The organism is Ancylobacter mangrovi, assembly GCF_024752335.1.
Taxonomy (GTDB): Bacteria; Pseudomonadota; Alphaproteobacteria; order Rhizobiales; family Xanthobacteraceae; genus Ancylobacter; species Ancylobacter mangrovi.
In genome coordinates this window covers 109,934-130,771 of record NZ_JANTHY010000006.1, presented here as the reverse complement: position 1 = coordinate 130,771, position 20,838 = coordinate 109,934, and the positions used below count along the sequence as shown (strand labels likewise).

The 20,838-nt window shown below is 70.0% G+C and carries 24 protein-coding genes and 1 other RNA gene; 3 read left to right on the top strand and 22 right to left on the bottom strand.

Going from position 1 to position 20,838, the window contains the following annotated elements; all coding sequences use genetic code 11:
- Positions 1 to 49: 49 nt before the first annotated feature.
- The 14 genes from tilS to ruvC form a co-directional block, all read right to left on the bottom strand.
- Complete coding sequence (gene tilS, locus NVS83_RS16055) at positions 50 to 1,126, bottom strand: tRNA lysidine(34) synthetase TilS (RefSeq protein ID WP_258740221.1); 1,077 nt, start codon at positions 1,124 to 1,126, stop codon at positions 50 to 52.
- A complete protein-coding gene (gene ybgF / locus NVS83_RS16050) occupies positions 1,113 to 2,018 on the bottom strand; it encodes a tol-pal system protein YbgF (RefSeq protein ID WP_258740220.1) in 906 nt (301 codons plus the stop codon). The genes tilS and ybgF overlap by 14 nt, the downstream gene beginning before the upstream one ends.
- 226 nt (positions 2,019 to 2,244) lie before the next feature.
- Complete coding sequence (gene pal / locus NVS83_RS16045; RefSeq protein WP_374114619.1) at positions 2,245 to 2,730, bottom strand: peptidoglycan-associated lipoprotein Pal; 486 nt, start codon at positions 2,728 to 2,730, stop codon at positions 2,245 to 2,247.
- Between the two features lie 163 nt (positions 2,731 to 2,893).
- A complete protein-coding gene (gene tolB, locus NVS83_RS16040) occupies positions 2,894 to 4,252 on the bottom strand; it encodes a Tol-Pal system beta propeller repeat protein TolB (RefSeq protein ID WP_258740219.1) in 1,359 nt (452 codons plus the stop codon).
- Positions 4,253 to 4,388: 136 nt separating this feature from the next.
- On the bottom strand, positions 4,389 to 5,372 hold the full coding sequence (gene tolA, locus NVS83_RS16035) for a cell envelope integrity protein TolA (RefSeq protein ID WP_258740218.1): 984 nt from the start codon (positions 5,370 to 5,372) through the stop codon (positions 4,389 to 4,391).
- Between the two features lie 3 nt (positions 5,373 to 5,375).
- Positions 5,376 to 5,828 (bottom strand): protein TolR, encoded by a 453-nt coding sequence (tolR, locus tag NVS83_RS16030; RefSeq protein ID WP_258740217.1) that lies wholly within the window; start codon positions 5,826 to 5,828, stop codon positions 5,376 to 5,378.
- A gap of 3 nt (positions 5,829 to 5,831) precedes the next feature.
- The gene (gene tolQ / locus NVS83_RS16025) at positions 5,832 to 6,545 is read right to left on the bottom strand and encodes a protein TolQ (protein WP_258734749.1); all 714 of its coding nucleotides are present in this window, start codon (positions 6,543 to 6,545) and stop codon (positions 5,832 to 5,834) included.
- 279 nt (positions 6,546 to 6,824) lie between these two features.
- Positions 6,825 to 7,364 (bottom strand): tol-pal system-associated acyl-CoA thioesterase, encoded by a 540-nt coding sequence (gene ybgC / locus NVS83_RS16020; RefSeq protein WP_258740215.1) that lies wholly within the window; start codon positions 7,362 to 7,364, stop codon positions 6,825 to 6,827.
- A 137-nt stretch (positions 7,365 to 7,501) separates the two neighbouring features.
- Positions 7,502 to 7,951 (bottom strand): DUF2852 domain-containing protein, encoded by a 450-nt coding sequence (locus NVS83_RS16015; protein ID WP_258734747.1) that lies wholly within the window; start codon positions 7,949 to 7,951, stop codon positions 7,502 to 7,504.
- 95 nt (positions 7,952 to 8,046) lie between these two features.
- Positions 8,047 to 8,679 (bottom strand): TetR/AcrR family transcriptional regulator, encoded by a 633-nt coding sequence (locus NVS83_RS16010; RefSeq protein ID WP_258740214.1) that lies wholly within the window; start codon positions 8,677 to 8,679, stop codon positions 8,047 to 8,049.
- A 66-nt stretch (positions 8,680 to 8,745) separates the two neighbouring features.
- On the bottom strand, positions 8,746 to 9,783 hold the full coding sequence (gene ruvB, locus NVS83_RS16005) for a Holliday junction branch migration DNA helicase RuvB (RefSeq protein WP_258740213.1): 1,038 nt from the start codon (positions 9,781 to 9,783) through the stop codon (positions 8,746 to 8,748).
- Entirely contained in the window at positions 9,780 to 10,229 is a 450-nt protein-coding gene (locus NVS83_RS16000; protein WP_258740212.1) for a hypothetical protein, read from the bottom strand. Before NVS83_RS16000 ends, ruvB begins: the two co-directional genes overlap by 4 nt.
- Positions 10,226 to 10,843 (bottom strand): Holliday junction branch migration protein RuvA, encoded by a 618-nt coding sequence (gene ruvA, locus NVS83_RS15995; RefSeq protein ID WP_258740211.1) that lies wholly within the window; start codon positions 10,841 to 10,843, stop codon positions 10,226 to 10,228. The genes NVS83_RS16000 and ruvA overlap by 4 nt, the downstream gene beginning before the upstream one ends.
- Positions 10,840 to 11,355 (bottom strand): crossover junction endodeoxyribonuclease RuvC, encoded by a 516-nt coding sequence (ruvC, locus tag NVS83_RS15990; protein WP_258740210.1) that lies wholly within the window; start codon positions 11,353 to 11,355, stop codon positions 10,840 to 10,842. Before ruvC ends, ruvA begins: the two co-directional genes overlap by 4 nt.
- Before the next feature lie 177 nt (positions 11,356 to 11,532).
- On the opposite strand from ruvC, the gene NVS83_RS15985 reads away from it, so the two are divergent.
- Positions 11,533 to 12,015, top strand: a complete 483-nt coding sequence (locus tag NVS83_RS15985; protein WP_309486209.1) for a pyridoxamine 5'-phosphate oxidase family protein — start codon at positions 11,533 to 11,535, stop codon at positions 12,013 to 12,015.
- A gap of 4 nt (positions 12,016 to 12,019) precedes the next feature.
- Here NVS83_RS15985 and NVS83_RS15980 read toward each other — a convergent pair whose 3' ends face one another.
- The gene (locus NVS83_RS15980; protein WP_258740209.1) at positions 12,020 to 13,024 is read right to left on the bottom strand and encodes an aldo/keto reductase; all 1,005 of its coding nucleotides are present in this window, start codon (positions 13,022 to 13,024) and stop codon (positions 12,020 to 12,022) included.
- Between the two features lie 114 nt (positions 13,025 to 13,138).
- Between NVS83_RS15980 and NVS83_RS15975 the strand changes: the two genes are divergently transcribed.
- A complete protein-coding gene (locus NVS83_RS15975) occupies positions 13,139 to 14,056 on the top strand; it encodes a LysR family transcriptional regulator (protein ID WP_258740207.1) in 918 nt (305 codons plus the stop codon).
- Here NVS83_RS15975 and NVS83_RS15970 read toward each other — a convergent pair.
- Positions 14,053 to 14,982 carry a DMT family transporter gene (locus NVS83_RS15970; RefSeq protein WP_258740206.1) on the bottom strand — a complete coding sequence of 310 codons (930 nt, stop codon included), beginning with the start codon at positions 14,980 to 14,982 and terminating at the stop codon, positions 14,053 to 14,055. The two genes, NVS83_RS15975 and NVS83_RS15970, sit on opposite strands and share 4 nt — an antisense overlap.
- A 133-nt stretch (positions 14,983 to 15,115) precedes the next feature.
- Here NVS83_RS15970 and NVS83_RS15965 point away from each other — a divergent pair, with 133 nt between their 5' ends.
- The gene (locus tag NVS83_RS15965; RefSeq protein ID WP_258740205.1) at positions 15,116 to 15,952 is read left to right on the top strand and encodes a sulfite exporter TauE/SafE family protein; all 837 of its coding nucleotides are present in this window, start codon (positions 15,116 to 15,118) and stop codon (positions 15,950 to 15,952) included.
- A gap of 107 nt (positions 15,953 to 16,059) precedes the next feature.
- On the opposite strand, the gene NVS83_RS15960 is transcribed toward NVS83_RS15965, so the two are convergent.
- From NVS83_RS15960 to NVS83_RS15935, 6 genes are all read right to left on the bottom strand, one after another.
- Positions 16,060 to 16,806: a YebC/PmpR family DNA-binding transcriptional regulator gene (locus NVS83_RS15960; protein WP_258734737.1), complete on the bottom strand. Its 747-nt coding sequence runs from the start codon at positions 16,804 to 16,806 to the stop codon at positions 16,060 to 16,062.
- A gap of 120 nt (positions 16,807 to 16,926) precedes the next feature.
- Positions 16,927 to 17,973: an alpha/beta hydrolase family protein gene (locus NVS83_RS15955; RefSeq protein ID WP_258740204.1), complete on the bottom strand. Its 1,047-nt coding sequence runs from the start codon at positions 17,971 to 17,973 to the stop codon at positions 16,927 to 16,929.
- A gap of 34 nt (positions 17,974 to 18,007) precedes the next feature.
- The gene (locus tag NVS83_RS15950) at positions 18,008 to 18,823 is read right to left on the bottom strand and encodes a TIGR00282 family metallophosphoesterase (RefSeq protein ID WP_258734735.1); all 816 of its coding nucleotides are present in this window, start codon (positions 18,821 to 18,823) and stop codon (positions 18,008 to 18,010) included.
- Positions 18,824 to 18,826: 3 nt separating this feature from the next.
- Entirely contained in the window at positions 18,827 to 19,429 is a 603-nt protein-coding gene (locus NVS83_RS15945) for a 5-formyltetrahydrofolate cyclo-ligase (RefSeq protein WP_258740203.1), read from the bottom strand.
- Between the two features lie 13 nt (positions 19,430 to 19,442).
- Positions 19,443 to 19,599, bottom strand: a non-coding RNA gene (gene ssrS / locus NVS83_RS15940) — 6S RNA.
- A 157-nt stretch (positions 19,600 to 19,756) separates the two neighbouring features.
- Positions 19,757 to 20,758 (bottom strand): NAD(P)H-quinone oxidoreductase, encoded by a 1,002-nt coding sequence (locus tag NVS83_RS15935; protein ID WP_374115076.1) that lies wholly within the window; start codon positions 20,756 to 20,758, stop codon positions 19,757 to 19,759.
- Positions 20,759 to 20,838: the final 80 nt, after the last annotated feature.

The following is a 20,838-nucleotide window of genomic DNA, read 5'->3' as shown; positions in this document are numbered from 1 at the left end:
TGCCAAGATGCAGCAAAAAAAGCGGCTAACGGCAAGGCGCACATTCACGTCAGCGGGCGTTCTCTCGGTCGCGTGTCGACGCCCCGCCGGGACGCCCGGTTCCCGGCCGGCGCGCCGGCGCCTGCCGCACCGTCACCCGCACCTGCCCGGCCCGGATCAGCGCGCCCGCGAGGGTGCGCGCCCCGCCCGTGCCGGCCGGCAAGGCGGAAAGCCAGGCCAGCACCGCCTCCAGCTTGGCGAGCTCGGGCGCGCGCCCGCCCGCCCGTTCGACAGCCCGGCCAATGAGTCGCAGGCCGATCTCCGCCGGCAGGGCGAGCAGGCCCGCGCGGTCGACGGCGATTCCATCCCCCTGCTCGCGCCACAGCGCGGCGGCGGCGGTGTCGGTCGCCGCCTCCAGCGCGGCATCGGCCCGCGCCATCCGCGCCGCGAGGCGGGCGAGGCGGGCGGCGTCAAGCCCCTCGCGCGCCAGTTCGGGCATGAGCGCGCGCAGGCGCGCGCGGGCGAAGCGCGGGTCGGCATTGGAGGGATCGCGAGCAAAATCGACCCCGGCCGCGGCGCAGACGGCGATCAATTCGTCCTTGGCCCAGCCGAGCAGCGGGCGCAGCAGGGCGACACCCTCGAGGTCGCGCTCGGCGGGAATCGCGGCGAGGCCGGACAGGCCGGAACCGCGCATCAGCCGGAACAGCACCGTCTCGGCCTGGTCGTCGCCGGTATGGGCGGTCGCGATGGCATCGGCCCCGATCGCGCGGGCATGGGCGAGGAGCACGTCGTAGCGGGCGTTTCGGGCCATCTCCTGCACGCCGGTCGCCGGCAGGCGGCGCGGCAGGCCGAGCACGGCATGGTCGAGCCCGAGCGCACCGGCGAGCCGGCCGACCGCCTCGGCCTCGGCCCGCGCATCGGGCCGCAGCCCGTGGTCGACCGTGGCGACGGCAAGCTCCGGCACCTTCGCCGACGTCTCGGCCATGGCCGCGCGCCAGCGGCTGGCGAGCAGCATCAGCGCGGTGGAATCGGGGCCGCCGGAAACCGCGAGGAGCACCTTGCGGTGCCGCTCGAAGGGCGCGAAGGAGGTTGCGAGCGCGGCGTCGCCGGACCCGCGGGAGCGTGGTGCTGCCTCAGCAGCCGGCACGCTTCTGCTCCTGCGCCACACCCTGCTTGATGGTGGTGGAGGCGCGCGGATACTTGTTGTTGACGGCGTTGAGCGTGGCGCAGGCCGCGTCCTTTTCGCCGATCGCGGCGAGCGACTGGCCGAGCCGCAGCAGCGCGTCCGGCGCCTTCACGGCGTTGGGATAGTCAGTCGAGACCTTGAGGAAGCTCTGCGCCGCCTCCTTGTAGGACTTGCGCAGGAACTGCGTCTCGCCGAGCCAGTAATAGGCGTCCGGCGCGGCCCGGTCGTTGGGATAGAGCTGGATGAACTGCTCGAACGCCTGGCCGGACTGGCTGTAGTCCTGCTGCAGCATGTAGCCATAGGCGCGGTCGTACAGGTCCTTCGGGCTCTCCGAGCTCGGCGCCGGGGCGGCCGCGACGGAGCCCGACAGGGCGCCGAGGTCCATCGGCGCGCCGGGCGGGGTGCCGGCCGAGGCGCCCGGGGGCGGGCCGGAGGGCGCGGTGGTGCCGAGCGGGCGCGGCGCGCCGGCGGCGCCCGGTTGGCTCGACGGGTCGAACGCGTCCGAGCCGCGGCCGGCGCCGGGCGCGGCCGGCGGCATGCCGGCCGGCGCCGCGCCGCCCTGCGTGCCGCGGAGCTGGTTCTCGAGCTGCTGGTTGCGGTACTGCAACTGCTCGATCTGGCCGGTCATCATCCGCATCTGGTTCTCGAGCCGGTCCATCCGCGCCGACAGCGAGTCGGGTGAATCGCCCTCATTGGCGTTATTGCCCTGGCGCACCTGGCCCGGCGGCTTGAACAGGTTGCCGAAGAAATCGTTGTTCGCCTGCGCCTGCGCGCCCTGCCAGGTAGCGGGCACCGCCGCGGTGAGACCGGCGAGCAGCAGAAGGGCGGAAAATCGCGAGATACGGAACATCATGACAACTGGGCAGGCTTCGGCGCGAGCGGCAGCGCAAGCTTGGATGGGATTGAGGCGGCCCGGAACGGGCGGCCGGCTTCAGGCGGCGACGGGAGCCGCAGCATGATAGCCGAACATACCGGGCCGATCGCGTCCAAAGTGTGGCCCGCCAGCCCCGGCACGCCGGACATGGCAAGGCCCGGCCCGCCGTGAAGCGGACCGGGCCCCGAAGCTGCCCCAGCGTGCGTCAGGAGTTGGTGGCGTTCAGCACCGTCACTGCGCGCCGGTTCTGCGACCAGCAGGAAATGTCGTTGCACACCGCGACCGGGCGCTCCTTGCCGTAGGAGATGGTCCGCATGCGGTTGGCATCGACGCCGCGCGCGACCAGATAGTCGCGCACGCTCTGGGCGCGGCGGGCGCCGAGCGCGATGTTGTATTCGCGCGTGCCGCGCTCGTCGGCATGACCCTCGATGGTGAAGGTGTACTGCCGGTAGTGGTTCAGCCACTGCGCCTGCTTGTCCAGCGTCGCCTGCGCCTGCGCCGACAGGTCGGACTGGTCGCTTTCGAAGAACACGCGGTCGCCGACCGAGACGATGAACTCCTGAGGGCTGCCGGGAGGGGCCGAGCCAAGCTGCTGGCCTGCACCATCCATCGGGTTCTTCGCGCAGGCTGCCGCGAGCATGGCAAAACCGATGATGAAGGCGGCGCGCGCTCCGCCCAGATGGCGCAACATACCGATCATAACCGCTGACTCCTGATTCCCCTGACCGGGCGCCCCGATCTAGCGTGATGACGTTTATGGATGGTCCGTCAACCTTTACGGAACCTTGCTCAAATGCGTCGATTCCAAGACCATCGCCTCAACGATCTCTTATGGTTAACCGTTCCCTACCGGCTCACGAACGCAGCGGCGACCATGCCGGGTCCGAGGCGTAGCTCGGCGTCGGCACCCGCTGCTCGTTATAGCCGGTGATGTCCACGGTATAGAGCTGGGGCCCCGATTCGCCGCCCGGGTCGCGGAAGAACATGATCACGCGTCCGTTCGGGGCGAAGGTCGGCCCCTCATTGTGGTAGCCCTCGGTCAGGATGCGCTCGCCCGAACCGTCCGGGTTCATCAGGCCGATGGCAAAGCGCCCCTGCGCCTGCCGGGTGAAGGCGATGACGTCGCCGCGCGGCGACCAGACCGGGGTCGAATAGCGCCCTTCCCCGAACGAGATGCGGTGCGGGTTCGAGCCGTCGGGATTCATGACGTAGATCTGCGAGGAGCCGCCGCGGTCGCTCTCGAAGCAGATCTGCGAGCCGTCCGGCGAATAGCACGGCGCGGTGTCGATCGCCGCCGTGTCGGTCAGCCGCGTCGTCGCCTTGGAGCGCAGGTCCATGACGAAGATGTTGGAATCCCCGCCCTGCTGGAGCGAGAGGATCACCCGCTGCCCGTCGGGCGCGAAGCGCGGCGAGAAGCTCATGTTCGGGAAGTTGCCGACCACCTCGCGCTGGCCATTCTCGATGTTGAGCAGGTAGACGCGCGGCTCGCCCTGCCCGTAGCTCATATAGGTGATTTCCTGGCTGGTCGGCGAGAAGCGCGGCGTCAGCACGAGGTCGTCGCCGCGCGTGAGATAGGTCACGTTGGCGCCATCCTGGTCCATGATGGCGAGGCGCTTGACCCGCTTCTCCTTCGGCCCGCTCTCGTCGACGAAGACGATGCGCGTGTCGAAATAGCCCTTCTCGCCGGTGAGCCGCTCATAGATCGCATCGGCGATGATGTGGGCGACGCGGCGCCAGTTCTCCGGCTGGGTGAAATATTGCTGGCCGATGAGCTGCTGGCCGGCGAACACGTCCCACAGGCGGAACTCGGCCTTCACCCGCCCGTCGGGCTGGCGGGTCATGCGGCCGGTCACCAGCGCCTGCGCGTTGATCACGCGCCAGTCCTGGAAACGGGGCGAGGTGTCGGGGTTGGTGATCTTCTCGACGAAGGCGGCCGGGTCGATCGGCGCGAACAGGCCGGAACGGCGCAGGTCGGCGGTGATGATCTGCGTCACCCCCTTGCCCGCCTCCACGTCCTGCGGGCTGCCGCCGCCGACGAAATCGGTGATGGCGATGGGCAGCGGCTGCACCGTGCCGCCGGTCACGTCGAGCTTGAGCACCGCCTCGGCCGGGCGCGAGAGCAGGCTGACGCCGGTGAGGGCGCCGGCCCCTGCAATGAGACTGCGGCGACCGATGAGGAGGCCGGAACGGCCCGGACGGACAATGTGACTCATAATATCGATCTCGAATCTAATCCCTGATGGCGAATGCCCGCCCCAATTGTCTTTTGTCGAATCACATCACGCATAGGTTCCGCAAGGTCACACTCCGCCATCGGCGTCCCGCCCGTCCTGCCGACGCCGTGCATTGTCAGTTGATCCATGAGGGATCGAAGGTGAGCTGCATCTCCCGCCAGACGTCGTATTTCTCGGCCGACAGCATCGGGAACGGGTTGGGCTGCTGCGCCGCGGCGTAGATGGCGCGCAGCACGCTCTCCCTCATCTGCGGCGCGTAGGGGTTCGACGCGTTCTCCATGCCCACGACCTCCGGCCGGCCGATCAGGGTGCGGTTCGGGCTGAGCCGCAGCACCACCATCACCTTCACCCGGCCGACGTCGGCGGCGCCGGTCGGCATGTGCCAGAAGCGGGCGAGATAGGCCCGCAGCGCGTCGAGCTCGGTCAGCGAGAGCGTCGGGGCGTAGCCGGTCGAGGCGCCGAGCGAGCTGGTATTGTTGATGGTGTCGCCGATCGAGGCCATGCGCCGCGCGTCCTGCTTGTTCAGCAGCGCGGCGATGTCGTTCGGGTTGAACTCCTTCTGGTCCTTCGGCGGCGCCTGCACCACCTTGGGCGGGATGTTCTTCGGCTTGCTCGGCGGCACCGGCGCGGGGGCCGCCTGCGCGGTCTCCTCGGGCTTGGGCTGCTGCTCCTGCTTGGGCTCGGGCGGCTTGGCGGCGAGCGATTCCGCGTCCTTTGGCGGCGCCGGCTCGGGCTTGGCCTCGGCCTTCTCGGCCGGCGGCTTCTGCTCGGCGGGCTTTGCCTGTTCCTGCGGCGGGGGCGGCGGCGCGGCGGCCTCGCGGCTCGCCTTGATCTCCGGCTTGTCCTCGACCTTGGCCTCGAGATTCTCGGCCGGCTTCGGCTTGTCCTCGACCTTCTCGACCACCGGCTTGGGGTCTTCCTTGCGCGGCGCGTCCTTCTTGCCGGCCATCATCTGGCTCATCTCCGCGTCGGAGATGATGTCGATCGGCATGGCTTCGCTCGGCGGCACCTCGAAGGGCGAGGGCGAGGCGAACGAGATCACCATGAAGCCGATGATGCCGAGATGAAGGGCGGTCGAAGAGACGATGCCGACGCGCATGGCTCAGCTCCCCTGCTCGACTTCGGAAACCAGGGCGACGTGCTTGAAGCCGGCACCGGACAGGCGGCCCATGACGCGCATCACGGAGCCGTAGTCGAGGCTCTTGTCGGCGCGCACGAAGATCCGCTCCTCATAGCCCGCCTTGCCGATGGCCTGCAGCTTGGGAACCAGTTCGTCGACCGCGATCTCCGTGTCCTGGAGATAGACCTTGCCGTCCTTGGTGATGTTGACCACCAGCGGCTCGTTGTCCTGGGGCACCGCCTGCGCCTGCGTCTGCGGCAGGTCGAGCGGCACGCCCACGGTGAGCATGGGCGCCGCCACCATGAAGATGATGAGCAGCACCAGCATCACGTCGACCATCGGCGTGACGTTGATCTCGGACATGACGCCGCCGCCGCCGCGCCGGCGCGAGCGCCGCGACGTCCAGCCGCCTCCGCCTCCTGCGGACATCCCCATTCGTCAGCCCCGCTCGTCGATCTGCCGGGACAGGATGGCCGAGAACTCGTCCGCGAAACCTTCCAGCCTCAGCGCCTGTCGATTAACCTGGGAAACGAACTTGTTATAGAAAATCGTCGCCGGGATGGCGGCGAAAAGGCCGATCGCTGTCGCAAACAGGGCTTCTGCGATGCCCGGCGCCACCACCGCGAGGCTGGTGTTCTTTGACGCGGCGATCGACTGGAAGCTGGTCATGATGCCGACCACCGTGCCGAACAGGCCGATGAACGGACCCGCCGAGCCGACCGTCGCCAGCACCAGCAGCCCACGCTCCAGCCGCTCGACCTCGCGGGTGATGGTCACGTCCATCACCTTGTCGAGACGCTGGGTGAGCCCGGAGAAGGAGCGCGCCCCGCCCTCGTAGGAGCGTTTCCACTCCCGCATCGCGGCGACGAAGATCGCGGCCATGGCATGGTTCGGCCGCGAGGCGAGCGAACGGTAAAGCTCCTCGAGGCTCTGGCCGGACCAGAAGGTCGACTCGAAGCGATCCATCTGGCGCTTCATGCGGCCGAACAGGATCGTCTTGTCGATGATGATCGCCCACACCCAGACCGAGGCGAGGATCAGCCCGACCATGATGATCTTCACGACGATGCTGGCCTGGAGGAACAGCCCGATCAGCGTCAGATCCGCGGTTGGGGCTGCCATGGCGGTCTGCGCCACATCGGCAGGATTCATGTGTGTGTTAACCTCAGCACGATAGGCCGGCCACGCCCGGATGGACGGCCGGAAAGCACGACGCGGCAACGCCCTGCGGCAATTTCCAGCAGGGCGAACCGGCCCGGACGCGGTGTCCTGGGTCCATGCCGCCCTCTTTCCGTCCGCCCGTGTTCGACGGCGAATCCGACGAAACTAGGGCGTGCAAAGGGTTGCGCCGACCCGATTAAGCAATCGACAAGGTTAATGCACCGTTAGCGTGACCGCCTCGCAACAGCGGCGGGCCCGCGCCGGTGCTCCCTAGCCGCGCGGAGCCCCGTCCGGTGCGGCGCCGTCTCGTGGCGCCTCTTCCTGCGCCGCCTTCATGGCGAGGCGCAGCGCGTCGGGGATGCGCCGGGCCCGGCCCTGGGAGACGAAGGCGACCTTCACCTTGCCCTCGACCAGCAATTCCGTGCCGCGCATCACCTTCTGCTGCAGCGTGATCGAGGCGCCCGCCACCTCGAGCGGGGCGGTGTGGATCTCCAGCACGTCGTCGATGCGGGCCGGCCGCACAAACTGGAGTTCCATCGAGCGCACCACGAAGGCGAAGCCCGGCGCCTCGGCGAGCGCCTCGCCGAACAGATCCCCCTGCACCACGCCGATCAGCCGCAGATGGTCGGAGCGGGCGCGCTCCATGAACTTCAGGTAGTTGGCGTGGTAGACGATGCCGGAGAAGTCGGTGTCCTCGTAATAGACGCGGACCGGCAGCACATGCCCGCCCGGCACCAGCCGGCCGGCGAGGTGCAGGAACGGATCGGCCTTCAGGACGTCCGGCGACAGCGGTTCGGGGCGCTCGTTCATAGTCGCCCTCATAGCCGAGCGCGGCCGCGTTGTGAACAAAGCCCGCGCTGGTCCGGTCCTGCCGTGCTGCCAAAAAGAAAACGGCCCGGCGCAGGGCCGGGCCGTCTCGATCAGGCGTGGAGGTCGGCGCCGGATGATCAGCCCCCGTTCTGGGGCTGGTTCCAGGGCTGGGACGGGGGGACGTCCGAGGGGGGCGGCGTGGGACGGTCGCGGCGCTCGGTCATGAACTGGTCGAACTCGGCCTTGTCCTTGGCCTGGCGCAGACGGTCTAGGAAGTCCCGGAAGTCCTTCTGCTCGTCCTCAAGGCGGCGCAGCGTCTCCTCGCGATACTCGTCGAAGGCGCGATTGCCGCTCGAGGCGAAACCGCCGCGCCGGCCGCAGCGGCCGCCGAATGCGCTGCGCATCATCTCCGCGCCGTCTTCCTGCCAGCGGCCGAAGCCGCGCCTGCCGCCACAAAACATCCGTCCACTCCCTATGGTGAAAGCCAGGATCGCCAGACCCAGGGGCCACCAGGCCATGAAGCCGAGGACCGTGAGTGCGATCCAGGCGGGCTTGCCGTAGTAGTCGAGCTTCTGTGCGAGCTCCATGGCATCCGTTCCTGGGTTAATGTTAATCACATTTACATAGGTAGAGACGGCCCGGCTCGTTGTCAAGGATCGCCCCTTCCGATTTCGCGGACGGCTCAGTTCGCCGGGGCGCCGAGGCCCTTCAGATAGACCAGGAAAGCCGCTTCCAGCAGCTCTTCGGGCGACATGGGCAGCTTGCGCCGCGCCCCGTCCGCGCGACCGAACAGCGAGGCGACGCCATGGGCGAGCGCCCAGGTGTGCAGCGCCACCATCAGCGCCGGCGGGCGCCCCTGCCCCGGCATCGAGGCGACCAGCACGTCGGCCGCCGCGCGCAGCACCCCGAACGCATCCTGGCTTGCCTGCGCCAGCGCCGGATGCGCCTCGGCCGACAGGCCGGATTCGAACATGGCGACATAGTCGGCGGGGTGGGTGCGGGCGAAATCGAGATAGGCCCGTCCCATGCGCTCATAGGCTTCGGCAGGTGTCGGCCGGCCCTCGCCCCACGACGCCTGCAACGCCGCGGCGAAGCGCTCGAAGCCTTCCGTCGCCACCGCCGCCAGTAGCTCGTCGCGGTCGCGGAAATGGCGGTAGGGCGCGGCGGGGCTGACGCCGGCACGCCGCGCCGCCTCGGCGAAGGTGGCGCCCGCCGTGCCCTTCTCCGCGATCAGCTCGAGCGCCGCCTTCATCAGGGCTTCCCGGAGGTTGCCGTGATGATAGCCGCGGGATTCGCCGTTTCTCGACCAGCTCATGTGAATGGCACTTACATCACCGCGCGATCCGCGTCGATTGCGCCGATGCACGCCGCCCCGTGCGCGTCATTCGTCGCCTTCGTCGAAGAGCGGCATCTGGTTGGTGCTGGTCGGCACGGCGAGGCCGAGATGCTTGAACGCATGGGCCGTCAGCATGCGCCCGCGCGGGGTGCGCTGGATGAAACCCTGCTGCACCAGATAGGGCTCGATGATCTCCTCGATCGCGTCGCGCGGCTCGGACAGCGCCGCCGCGATGGTCTCGACCCCGACCGGCCCGCCGCCATAGTTCACCGCGACCACGGTGAGGTAGCGCCGGTCCATCTGGTCGAGCCCGGCGGCGTCGACCTCGAGATGCCCGAGCGCATGGTCGGCGGCGGCGCGGTCGATCACGTCGCGGCCGGCGACCAGCGCGAAGTCGCGCACCCGGCGCAGCAGCCGCCCGGCGATGCGCGGCGTGCCGCGCGCGCGGCGGGCGATCTCGCGCGCCCCGTCCTTCGAGATCGGGATGCCGAATACCCGCGCCCCGCGCGAGACCACCAGCTCCAGCTCGTCCACGGTGTAGAAATTGAGCCGGACCGGGATGCCGAAACGGTCGCGCAGCGGCGTGGTCAGCAGCCCCGAGCGCGTGGTGGCGCCGACCAGCGTGAATTTGGAGAGCTGGATCTTCACCGAGCGCGCCGCCGGCCCCTCGCCGATGATGAGGTCGAGTTCATAGTCCTCCATCGCCGGATAGAGGATCTCCTCCACCGCCGGGTTGAGGCGGTGGATCTCGTCGATGAAGAGGACGTCGCCCTCTTCGAGATTGGTCAGCAGCGCCGCGAGGTCGCCGGCCTTGGCGATCACCGGGCCGGAGGTGGAGCGGAAGCCGACGCCCAGCTCGCGCGCGACGATCTGCGCCAGCGTCGTCTTGCCGAGCCCGGGCGGGCCGACGAACAGCACGTGGTCGAGCGCCTCGCCGCGCGCCTTCGCCGCCTTGATGAACACGTCGAGATTGGCGCGCGCCTGTTCCTGCCCGACGAAATCGGCCAGCGTCTGCGGGCGCAGCGTCGCCTCGGCGAGGTCCTCCTCGCGCTTGTCGGGCGTGATGAGGCGCTTGGTGTTCATGCCGGCGGGCTCCCGCGACGCGAGGGAAACACGCCGCCGACGATCAGCACGCCGGTGACGATCACGATCGCCGCCGCGAAGATCGGCGCGAGGATGATGGCGCGGTGCTCGAACAGTGCCTCGTATTCCTTGAAGTCGATCGACAGGAAGACCACGGCGAGCGGCAGCAGCGACACCACCAGCACCGCGACGAGCACGAACAGCCGCGAGCGCGGCGTGAAGGACAGCGCGAAGGCGCAGATCCCCGCCGCCAGCCCGCCCGGCACCACCGCGATGGCGGCGTAGTTGGCCGACATCAGGCTGTGCATCAGCCGCTCGATCATCAGCACGGCGATGATCGCGCCGCCATAGGCGAAGATCATGGCCGGGATACGCGACGGCCACGGCCACACGGCCGGCTCGCGCCGGTCGGCACCGCGCAGGCGCGAGAGCAGGCGCAGCATCATCGCGCCAGCTCCTTCAGCCCGAGCCGGATCAGCCGTGCGGCGTCGGCCCCCTCGCCCGCCTCGCGCAGCGCGGCCGCCACCGCGGCACTGGCCTGCACCTGCGCGTAGCCGAGATTGACCAGCGCCGAGACCGCGTCGCTCACCGGCGCGGGGGCGCTGCGCTCCTCGATCTGCCCGGCGAGCTGGGCCAGCGCGGGGTCGACGTCGGCGAAGCCCGGCGCCTTGTCCTTGAGCTCGGCGACGATGCGCGCGGCGACCTTCGGCCCGACGCCGTTGGCGCGCGCCACCATCGCCCGGTCGCCCATCGCCACCGCATTGGCGAGCTCGGAGGGCGAGAGGGTGGAGAGCACGTTGAGCGCCACCTTGGAGCCGACCCCCTGCACGTTCTGCAGCAGGATGAACCAGGATTTCTCGGCCTTCGAGACGAAGCCGTAGAGCCGGATCATGTCCTCGCGCACGAAGGTCTCGATGAACAGCGTCGCCGCCTCCCCCGCCGGCGGCAGCGCCTGCAGCGTGCGCCCGGAGCAGTGCACGAGATAGCCCACCCCGTGCACGTCGAGGATGACGTGATCCTCGCCATAGGTATCGACCACGCCCTTCAGCTTGCCGATCATCGCGCCGCCATCCGGGCCTTCATCTGCGCCATGCCCCTATGCTGGGCGTGGGTGACCGCCACCGCAAGCGCGTCGGCGGCGTCGTCGGTCTCGAAATCGGCCTGCGGCAGCAGCACCTTCATCATCATGCGGATCTGCGCCTTCTCGGCCCGGCCGGCGCCGACCACGGTTTTCTTCACAAACAGCGCGGCATATTCCGACACCGGCACGCCGGCAAGGGCCGGGGTGAGCATCACCACGCCGCGCGCCTGGCCGAGCTTCAGCGTCGAGGCCGGATTGACGTTGACGAAGGTCTCCTCCACCGCCGCCTCGTCCGGGCGATAGGCGGAGAGCACGCGCGCCAGCTCGGTATGGAGCGCGGCGAGGCGGTCCGCGAGCCCGCCCTCCTCCGGCGGCAGCACCGTGCCGCAGGCGACGAAGGTCAGCCGCGTGCCGGCGGCCTCGATCACCCCCCATCCGGTGCGGCGGAGGCCGGGGTCGAGCCCGAGGATGCGAATCGCAGGTGGCGCCATATCATCGGCGTACCCGAACAAAGGACGAACGTGAAGGCCGTGGGCGCCGCCTGCCCGCCCGCCGGCCGGTTGTGGTTAACGCAAGGTTGATATCGCCGGCGCCCGTTGACGCCGGTCAAGACCGGGACGCCGCGCCGGGCGCATGCTGGCGCCTCCGGTCCCTCGGGGGTGACGGCAATGAACGCGAAGACCGACGGCGGGAAGATCGACCCGCTTCTGCGCGAGAAGATCGTGAAGGTGCTGGACACGCACCGCATCTGTACCGTCGCCACGCTGCGGCCGGATGGCTGGCCGCAGGCGACGACGGTCGGCTATGTGCATGACGGGCTGGCGATCTACTTCCTGTGCGCGCTCGACAGCCAGAAGGCTGCCAACATCGCCCGCGACGACCGCGTCTCGCTCACCATCGACCGCGACACGGCCGACATCATGGCCATCAGCGCGCTGTCGCTGGCCGGCCATGCGCGCGCCGTCGGGGACCGCACCGAGGCCGAGCGGGTGATCACGGCGATGATCGCCGCCTATGCCGACGCGCCCGCCCCGGTGCCGATCGTCCGCCCCAGCCCGGACGACATCCGCATCTTCCGCGTCACGCCGAGCGTGATCTCGCTGCTCGACTACTCGAAGGGCTTCGGTCACACCGACCTGGTGCGGCTGTAGTGCCTCAGCGCGCCTTGCGCTCGCTGTCGAGATCGGCCATCGCCATGGCCGGATAGCGCTCGCCGGCCGCGGCGCCCTTCGGCACCGCCGTCTCGATCGCGGCGAGATCGTCGGGCGAGAGGCGGATGTCCGCCGCGCCCAGCGCTTCGGCGAGGCGGTCGCGCCGGCGCGCGCCGACCAGCGGCACGATGTCCGCGCCCTGCGCGTCCACCCAGGCGATCGCCGCCTGCGCCACCGAGATGCCGCGCGCCTCGGCGACCTTTCTCAGCGCCTCGACCAGCGCGAGGTTGGCGGCGGCGTTCTCGCCCTGGAAGCGCGGGCTGGCGCCGCGGAAATCGCCAGCGCCCTGCGTGCCCTGCCAGTGGCCGCTGATGAGACCGCGCGAGAGCACGCCATAGGCGGTGACGCCGATGCCGAGCTCGCGCAGCGCGGGCAGGATCTCGTCCTCGATGCCGCGCGAGACCAGCGAATACTCGATCTGCAGGTCGCAGACCGGGTGCACGGCGGCGGCGCGGCGGATGGTCTCGACCCCGACCTCGGACAGGCCGATATGGCGCACATAGCCGGCCTTCACCAAGTCGGCGAGCGTGCCGACCACCTCCTCCACATCGGTGCCCGCCGGCAGGCGCGCGGGGCGATAGATGTCGATGTAGTCCACCCGCAGCTTGCTGAGCGACTGGGCGAGCGCGTTGCGGATCGCCGCCGGGCGCAGATCGTAGCCGCCCCAGCCGCCGGCCGGGTCGCGCAGCGCGCCGAACTTGACGCTGAGTTGGTAGGCCTCGCGCGGCACGCCCGTAAGCGCGTCGCCGATCAGCACCTCGTTGTGGCCCATGCCGTAGAAGTCGCCGGTGTCGATCAGCGTCATGCCGGCGTCGAGCGCGGCGTGCAGCGTGGCGAGGCTCTCCTCGCGGTCGGCGGGCCCGTACATGCCGGACATGCCCATGGCGCCGAGGCCGAAGGCGGAGACCTCCGGTCCGGTGGCGCCGAGCTTGGTGCGGGAAAGGGTCATGATGCGTCTCCATCGCGGCCGCCGGCAGTCCCGGCGGGATGGGCCAGATATGGCGCGGGGGAACCTGTTCGATAATCTATTCTTATCTGAATGAACCGTTCGGAAATCCGTACAATGCATTCTGCCGATCTCGCATTGCTCGATGCCTTCGCCGCCGTTGCACGCCACCGCAGCTTCCGCCGCGCCGCCAGGGAGCGGGGCGTCTCGGCCTCGACCTTGAGCGAATCCATGAAGCGGCTGGAGCACCAGCTCGGCGTGCGCCTGCTCAACCGCACCACCCGCAGCGTCACGCTGACCGAGCCGGGCCGGCGGCTCTATGAGCGGCTGAACCCGATGCTGGACGAGCTCGGCGAGGCGCTGGACGAGGTGAACAGCTTCCGCGACAGCCCGGGCGGCCTGTTGCGGCTCAACGTCCCCGGGCCGGTGGCGCGGCTGGTGCTGGCGCCGATGCTGGCGGAATTCCTCGCCGCCTATCCCGACCTCACGCTGGAAGTGCATCTGGAGGAGCGCCTCGTCGACGTGATCGAGGCCGGCTTCGACGCCGGCGCGCGCTATGGGGAAAGCCTGGCGCAGGATATGATCGCGGTGCCGCTCGGCCCGCCGCAGCGCTACGGCGTCTATGCCTCGCCCTCTTATCTGGAGCGCCACGGCGTGCCCTCGACGCCGCACGACCTGCTCGCGCACCGCTGCATCCTGCTGCGCTTCGCCGGCGGCGCGGTGCGGCCCTGGGAGTTCGAGAAGGACGGCCGAACGCTGATGATCGAGCCGCGCGGGCCGTTCATCAGCAACAATTCGGACATGATGATCCGCGCCACCATCGACGGCGTCGGCATCGGCATGAACTTCAGCGAGTTCGCCGCCCCCGCCGTCGCGCGCGGCGAACTGGTCTCGCTGCTGGAGGACTGGTGCCCGCCCTTCGAGGGGCCGTTCCTCTACTATCCGAGCCGGCGCCACATGCCGGTCGCGCTGCGGGTCTTCCTCGACTTCGTGCGCGCCCGCAACGCGCGGAGCGGGAATGCCGTTTCCGTCTAGCGGGCCCGGCTGAACGCGCCGCTCGCCAGCGCGACCCCGACCCCGGTGCCGATGACACCGATGATCGCCGCCGTGTCGGGATGCTCGCCCAGCACCGGCACGGCGATGAGCGCGGCGAGCGCGGGCACGAGGCCGGTGAAGGCGGCCGCGCGCGAGGAGCCAAGCCGTTCGATGGCGATGCCGAAGGCGACCAGCGCCACCACGCCCGAGAGCAGGCCCTGCATCAGCAACTGGAACAGAACCTCGGTGCCGTAGCCCTCGCGCACCGCCGTCACCACGCCGGGCAGGCCGGTGGGGGTGAGGATCAGCACCGACCACAGGCCGATCAGCCCCACCACCTCGGTCGCCTTCATGCCGGTGCGCCGGAAGGCGAGCGTATAGCCCGCCCACATCGTCGCCCCGCACAGCAGCAGCAAATGGCCGCGCCAGGCGCCGTCCTCGGGCTCGAACAGGCCGCGCCCGCTCAGCGTCACCACGCCGAGCGCGATGCAGATGAAGCCGACCGCCCGCGCCGTGCCGAGCCATTCGCGGAACACCAGCACCGAGATCACCGCCACCACGAGCGGCATGGTGCCCGGCAGCAGCGGACCGACATCGGCCGCCGGCACGAAGCGCATCGCATTGGCGACGACGAGGAAGAAGATGCCGCCGGCGCCGAAGAAGCAGAAAAGGAACGGCACCAGGCCGCGCTTGGGCCACGGGCCGACCCTCAGCCAGGCGGGGGCGAGCATGGTGGCCGGCACGATGAAGCGCAGCCAGCCGATCGTGGCGGGCGGCAGGTGGCCGTGCACGGCGTGGCGGGTCGAGACGATCCACGCGCCCCAGATGGTGACGGCAAGGAGCGCGCAGCCATAGCCGACGAGGCGCCCGTTGAGAGGCGCGGCGTCGGCGGCGCCGGTCGCGCGCGGAGCAAGAGGCTTCTGCATTGATCACAATCCGGCCGCCCGGGCGGCCAATTCGAAGGGTGGTGCCGCAGCGGCGGCGAAGTTGGGACGAATGTGGCGCGAGCGATCTTTGTTCGCAAACGAGTTTTGCCGATGAGCCCGTTCACGAAAGCCGATGGAAGCTCGCATTGACGCGCCGGACCGGCAGGACTACCACCTGAGGGCACCGCGCCCTGCGGGCATGCGCCTTCACATCGGTCTTCCCATGAGCTTCGATCCGGTTCTCGCCGGAGCCCTTCTTACCGCGCTGGTCGCGGGAACGACACGTGGCTTTGCCGGCTTCGGCGGCGCGCTGATCTTCGTGCCGCTGATCAGTGCCGCCTACGGGCCGCGGGTCTCGGCGCCGACGCTGCTCATCGTCGACACCGCGCTCACCCTGCCCTTCGTCATCAGGGCGTTCCGTGACTGCGTGTGGCGCCAGGTCGCCCCGCTCGCCATCGGCGCGGTCGTCGCCGTGCCCGCTGGCGTCGCCATCCTCAGGCATGCCGACCCGCTGGCACTGCGCTGGGCGCTGGCCGGGCTCGGCCTTGCCATGCTGGCGCCGGTGATGGCCGGATGGCGTCATTCGGGGCAGCAGCGGCTGCCCTCCAAGCTGGCGCTCGGCGCCTTCGCCGGCGTGCTCGGCGGCGCGGCGCAGATGTCCGGGCCTCCCCTCGTCGCCTACTGGCTCGGCAGCAACCAGCCGCCGGCGCTGGTGCGGGCGAACATGTTCGGCTTCTTCGCGCTGGTCACGGTCGCCAGCGCCACCGCCTATGCCGCCAACGGAATGCTGACGCGCGAGGTCGGCTGGCTGGTGCTGGTGCTCGGGCCGGCCTATGCCGCCGGCCTGTTCCTCGGTGCCCGCGCCTTTCGCGGTACGTCGGACCGGAACTTCCGCTTCATCGCCTACTGGATCATCACGCTCGCGCTGCTGCTCAGCCTGCCGGTGTTCGACACGCTGCTCGGACGCTGACGGCGACGCTCGGGGTCCTCGCGGAAGGAGGAGCGCTCACGCGCCCAGATGTCCTCGCTGAAGATGAGCGCTCAGGCGCTCAGAATGTCTTCGCTGAAGATGAGCGCTCAGGCGCTCATCTTGGCAATCATCTCGTCCGAGATCTCGAAATTGGCGTAGACGTTCTGCACGTCGTCATTGTCGTTGAGGTTGTCGACGAGCCGGATCAGCTTCTCCGCCACCTCGTCGTCCACCGCCACCGTGTTCTGCGGCCGCCAGACCAGCGCCGACTTGCGCGGCTCGCCGAACTTGGCTTCCAGCGCGCCGGCGACCTCGTGCAGATTCTCCATCGAGCACACCACCTCGTGGCCGTCCTCGCTCGAGGAGACATCGTCGGCGCCCGCCTCGATGGCCGCTTCCAGCATGTCGTCGGCGGAAGCCTTGTCGGCATCGAACTCCACCACGCCCACGCGGTCGAACATGAAGGCGACGGCGCCCGTCTCCGCCAGCGAGCCGCCGGACTTGGTGAAGTAGGAGCGCACCTCCGAGGCGGTGCGGTTGCGGTTGTCGGTCAGCGCCTCGACGATGACGGCGACGCCGCCCGGCCCGTAACCCTCGTAGCGGATCTCGTCATAGGTCTCCGCGTCGCCGCCGGCCGCCTTCTTGATGGCGCGGTCGATATTGTCCTTGGGCATGTTCTCGGCGCGGGCCGCCAGCACCGCCGCGCGCAGGCGCGGGTTCATGGCCGGGTCCGGCATGCCGAGCTTCGCCGCGACTGTGATCTCGCGCGCGAGCTTGGAGAACAGCTTGGAGCGCACCGCGTCCTGCTTACCCTTGCGGTGCATGATGTTCTTGAACTGCGAATGCCCGGCCATGGCCGCCTCCACGTCGCGCGGCCGGGCGCCCTGGCCTGCCGCGTCTGAATTCCGGAAAACTGAGTGCCGGCTTATAGGCGACAGGGCGTGCGCGCGTAAAGCCGGGCCGCGCGTCGCCCCTCAGGGCGCGCCCGCCCCGCGCGCCAGCCCCGCTTCGATCCGCGCGGCGATCTCGGCCTGGAGAGAGGCGCGCGGCCGGGCGCCTTCGCGGCAGATCGCCTCGTCCTCGCCCTCCTGCTTCAATATCGCCGCCGCCCGCCCGGTGCAGGCGCCGAAGGCGGTGAATGCGTCGGCGTCCGCGATCGTCCCGGTTCGGAAGCCGGGGATGAGTGCCCGCTGCGGCGACGCGCCATCCGCGCCGAGGCGCAGCAGCATCACCGGAACCGCGATCGCGGCAAGGCTCGCCGGGTCGAAGGCGTCCATCAGCTCGGGATCGACCGCGACTACGGCGCCGATGCGCGCGTCCGTCCTGTCCGCCCCGAAAGCCTCGTCCACCGCCCGGTGCAGGTCGACGTCCGAGGCCGCGAACCAGCGGCAGTCCGGCCCGCGCGCCGGCGGGTCGCAGGCGGCGCGAAGGCCGGCGACGTCGAAACGCGCGCCGGCGAGCGCCAGCACCGAGGTGCCGCCGAGAAAGAAGCCGACCGCGCCCACCTTGCCCGGCGCGCGATGGGCGGCGACTTCCGGCAGCGCCTCGGCCGCGGAAAGCGCCGCGCGCAGATCCGCCGACCGTAGCCGGAACTCGTCGACCGCCTCGCCCGCCTGCCGCGGGCTGAGTTTGGGAGGGTGCACGCTGACGACGATGCGCCCCGCACCGGCGAGACGCGCGGCGATCCAGCCGGCGAGAGAAGGGTTCGAGCGCAGCCCGCCATGCGCCAGCAGCACGAGTGGAAAGCGACCCGCCGCGGTCGGCGCATCGCGCGCCGCCTCCACCCCGACGAAGAGCGGCGACGCGCCATAGGCCTCGGCCGTGCCGCCCGGGGCGGCCGGATACCACAGCTCCGCGGTCACCGGCGCGCCGCGCTCGGGCACCGCGACGTCGAAACGTCTCACCCCGACGGGAACGTCGTCAGCGGCCCGCGCCGCCAGCGCGCCCGCAACCGTGAGGAGCGCGGCCAGAAGGATGGCGAGCGAAGATCGGCCGGTCGACATCATCACGGCACCCAGCATTCGCGACGCCTTTTTTCGCCGGTGGAAGAAGGGCTCACCAGAAATCCGGCAGCGCCGGCTGCAGCGACCCGCCGATGCGCACTGGCGCGATCTTGATCGCTTGGCCCGCCCCGTCCGTCTCCACCGCGAGGCCCGACAGCGTGCCCTCGCCCATCGCCGGCTCGAAGCGCGAGGAGCCGATCTTGCGGGTGAAGCGGCGCAGCGGCTCCTCCTTGTCCATGCCGATCACGCCGTCATAGCAGCCGCACATGCCGACATCGGTCATGAACGCGGTGCCGCCCGGCAGGATGCGGTGGTCGGAGGTCGGGACATGGGTGTGCGTGCCGATGACGAGGCTGGCGCGCCCGTCGCACCAATGGCCGAAGGCCTGCTTCTCGCTGGTGGTCTCGGCGTGGAAATCGACGATCACAGCGTCCGCGACGAGACCGAGCGGACCGGCCTCCAGCTCGCGGTCGATGGCGGCGAAGGGATCGTCCATCGGGTCCATGAAGGCGCGGCCCATCATGTTGACGACCAGCACCCGCTCGCCGCCGCGCGCCTCCACCAGCGCCGCCCCGCGCCCCGGCGTGCCGGCGGGATAGTTGGCGGGGCGGATCAGCCGCGGCGCGCGCTCGATGAAGACGAGCGCCTCGCGTTGGTCGAAGGAATGATTGCCGAGCGTGACGACGTCGGCGCCCGCCTCGACCAGGTCGTCATGGATCGCCTCGGTGATGCCGAAGCCGCCGGCCGCGTTCTCGCCGTTCACCACCACGAAATCGAGCGTCCATGCCTCGCGCAGGCGCGGCAGGTGGTCGAGCACGACCTGCCGTCCCGGCCGGCCGACGACATCGCCGAGAAAGAGCAGGCGCATGCACTAATCCTCCGCCGGGCAGATGATGCCGGCGTCGGTAGCGATGGCATCGAGGCGTTCGTCATGGGGTTCCGCCGGCACGGCGGGAAGCTGCTGCACCGAAAAGGCATAGCCGATCGCCTCGATGCGCTTGGCCCGCCGCAGCCCGGCGAGGGTGCGGTCGTAGAAGCCGGCGCCGTAGCCCAGCCGGTGCCCGTGCGCGTCGAAGGCCGCGAGCGGAACGACCAGCACGTCCGGCTCGACGATCCGCGCGCCGTCCGGCGGGGCGGGAATGACAATCAGCCCGGGCCCCGCGCTCGGCACCAGCTCGACGCCCTCCTCCCACAGCCGGAAGGAGAGCGGCTTGTTCTTGGCGATCACCACCGGCAGCGCTATGGCGGCGCCCGCGGCGCGCAGGCCGCGCACCAGCGGGTCGGTCGAGATTTCGGTGCCGATGGGGGTGAAGACGGAGACCGTCTCGCCGGAGACGTCGCCCAGCCATTTCAGGGCGAAGCGGGCGGCGGCCGCAGCCGCGGCCTCGCGCGCCGACGGGTCGAGCGCCGCCCGCCGTCCCAGGGCGACGGAGCGGAGGCTGGCCTTGTCGGTGAGCGCGTTACTTTCGGACATAATGAATGAACTGTGCGGAGCCGCGATGGCCGTTGGATGATCGATCCCGGGAACCTACAACGTAGGTGGGCGCCGTTTATCCGGACCCAGGGGTCCAGTCAGGGACAGCTCCCTTTGAGATCGATAAGGCCCCGGGGAATATGTTCTCCTGACGAGCCTCGCAGCCCCGCACGACAAATCTAGGACGTCGCGGGGCGTTTTGCCAGAGGGTCGTGCACGATGTGCACCGCATCTGCCCGCAACGGCAGGAGAGCCGCCCGCCGCCACGTCGTCGCGCCCGTCCATCCTCGGTCATGCCCGGCCACTTTTGGCCGACCTTGGCCGCGCTCAACCCACCTTCAGCATGATCTTGCCGATATGCGCGCTGGTCTCCATGCGCGCATGGGCCTTGCTGGCCTCCTCGAGGGGGAACACCTGGTCCATCACCGGCTTGACCGTGCCGGCTGCGATCAGCGGCCAGACCTTCTCCTTCAGCGAGACGGCGATGGCCGCCTTCTCCGCCTTGGGACGCGAGCGCAGCGTCGAGCCCATGTGCGAGAGGCGCTTCAGCATCAGGCGCATATAGTCGATCTGCACCTTCGAGCCTTCCATGAAGGCGATCTGCACGATGCGCCCGAGCGGGGCGGCGGCCTCGTAGTTGCGCGCGATGTAGGAGCCGCCGACCATGTCGAGGATGACGTTGACGCCCTTGCCCCCGGTCTTCTCCTTCACCACCGCGACGAAGTCCTCGGCCTTGTAGTCGATGGCGTAGTCGGCGCCGAGCGTGCGGCAGACGTCGCACTTCTCGGCGCTACCCGCGGTGGCGAACACGGTGGCGCCGAACGCCTTGGCGAGCTGGATCGCCGTGGTGCCGATGCCCGAGGTGCCGCCATGCACCAGGAAGGTCTCGCCCGCCTTCAACCCGGCGAGGTCGAACACGTTGGTCCACACGGTGAAGAAGGTCTCCGGCAGCGCCGCCGCCTCGACCATGGAGAGCCCGGCCGGCACCGGCAGAGCCGAGCCGGCATCGGCGAGACAATACTGCGCATAGCCGCCGCCGGAGACGAGGGCGCACACCTTGTCGCCCGTCTCCCAGCCGCTCACGCCCTCGCCGAGGGCGACGATCTCGCCGGCGATCTCCAGCCCGGGAATGTCGGAAGCGCCGGGCGGCGGCGGGTAGAGCCCCTTGCGCTGCATGACGTCGGGCCGGTTCACGCCCGCACCCGCGACCTTGACCAGGATCTCGCCGGCGCCGGGGGCGGGCACCGGGCGCTGCTCGGGGACCAGGGCTTCCGGGCCGCCGGGGGTCGGCAGGCCGATGGCGGTCATGGTGGCGGGCAGATCGGTCACGGCATCCATCCTCTTCGCGGCAAAGCGTTCGTGCCGGCTTCGTAGGCCAGCGGGCCGTGACTGGCAACCGCGGCCGGCCG

What these genes read in the sequence shown, in the direction of transcription:
- NVS83_RS16010 (WP_258740214.1), bottom strand. Translation starts at nt 8,679, where the DNA reads ATGAGCTGGTCGAGAAACGGCGAATCCCGCGGCTATCATCACGGCAAC.
- NVS83_RS16015 (WP_258734747.1), bottom strand. Translation starts at nt 7,951, where the DNA reads ATGGAGCTCGCACAGAAGCTCGACTACTACGGCAAGCCCGCCTGGATC.
- ybgF (WP_258740220.1), bottom strand. Translation starts at nt 2,018, where the DNA reads ATGATGTTCCGTATCTCGCGATTTTCCGCCCTTCTGCTGCTCGCCGGT.
- NVS83_RS16000 (WP_258740212.1), bottom strand. Translation starts at nt 10,229, where the DNA reads ATGATGCTGCGCCTGCTCTCGCGCCTGCGCGGTGCCGACCGGCGCGAG.
- ruvC (WP_258740210.1), bottom strand. Translation starts at nt 11,355, where the DNA reads ATGGCGCCACCTGCGATTCGCATCCTCGGGCTCGACCCCGGCCTCCGC.
- NVS83_RS15975 (WP_258740207.1), top strand. Translation starts at nt 13,139, where the DNA reads ATGCATTCTGCCGATCTCGCATTGCTCGATGCCTTCGCCGCCGTTGCA.
- ruvA (WP_258740211.1), bottom strand. Translation starts at nt 10,843, where the DNA reads ATGATCGGCAAGCTGAAGGGCGTGGTCGATACCTATGGCGAGGATCAC.
- NVS83_RS15945 (WP_258740203.1), bottom strand. Translation starts at nt 19,429, where the DNA reads ATGTCCGAAAGTAACGCGCTCACCGACAAGGCCAGCCTCCGCTCCGTC.
- NVS83_RS15950 (WP_258734735.1), bottom strand. Translation starts at nt 18,823, where the DNA reads ATGCGCCTGCTCTTTCTCGGCGATGTCGTCGGCCGGCCGGGACGGCAG.
- pal (WP_374114619.1), bottom strand. Translation starts at nt 2,730, where the DNA reads ATGTTGCGCCATCTGGGCGGAGCGCGCGCCGCCTTCATCATCGGTTTT.
- NVS83_RS15960 (WP_258734737.1), bottom strand. Translation starts at nt 16,806, where the DNA reads ATGGCCGGGCATTCGCAGTTCAAGAACATCATGCACCGCAAGGGTAAG.
- ruvB (WP_258740213.1), bottom strand. Translation starts at nt 9,783, where the DNA reads ATGAACACCAAGCGCCTCATCACGCCCGACAAGCGCGAGGAGGACCTC.
- tolB (WP_258740219.1), bottom strand. Translation starts at nt 4,252, where the DNA reads ATGAGTCACATTGTCCGTCCGGGCCGTTCCGGCCTCCTCATCGGTCGC.
- NVS83_RS15955 (WP_258740204.1), bottom strand. Translation starts at nt 17,973, where the DNA reads ATGCTGGGTGCCGTGATGATGTCGACCGGCCGATCTTCGCTCGCCATC.
- ybgC (WP_258740215.1), bottom strand. Translation starts at nt 7,364, where the DNA reads ATGAACGAGCGCCCCGAACCGCTGTCGCCGGACGTCCTGAAGGCCGAT.
- tolR (WP_258740217.1), bottom strand. Translation starts at nt 5,828, where the DNA reads ATGGGGATGTCCGCAGGAGGCGGAGGCGGCTGGACGTCGCGGCGCTCG.
- NVS83_RS15970 (WP_258740206.1), bottom strand. Translation starts at nt 14,982, where the DNA reads ATGCAGAAGCCTCTTGCTCCGCGCGCGACCGGCGCCGCCGACGCCGCG.
- tolQ (WP_258734749.1), bottom strand. Translation starts at nt 6,545, where the DNA reads ATGAATCCTGCCGATGTGGCGCAGACCGCCATGGCAGCCCCAACCGCG.
- NVS83_RS15985 (WP_309486209.1), top strand. Translation starts at nt 11,533, where the DNA reads ATGAACGCGAAGACCGACGGCGGGAAGATCGACCCGCTTCTGCGCGAG.
- tolA (WP_258740218.1), bottom strand. Translation starts at nt 5,372, where the DNA reads ATGCGCGTCGGCATCGTCTCTTCGACCGCCCTTCATCTCGGCATCATC.
- NVS83_RS15965 (WP_258740205.1), top strand. Translation starts at nt 15,116, where the DNA reads ATGGAAGCTCGCATTGACGCGCCGGACCGGCAGGACTACCACCTGAGG.
- NVS83_RS15980 (WP_258740209.1), bottom strand. Translation starts at nt 13,024, where the DNA reads ATGACCCTTTCCCGCACCAAGCTCGGCGCCACCGGACCGGAGGTCTCC.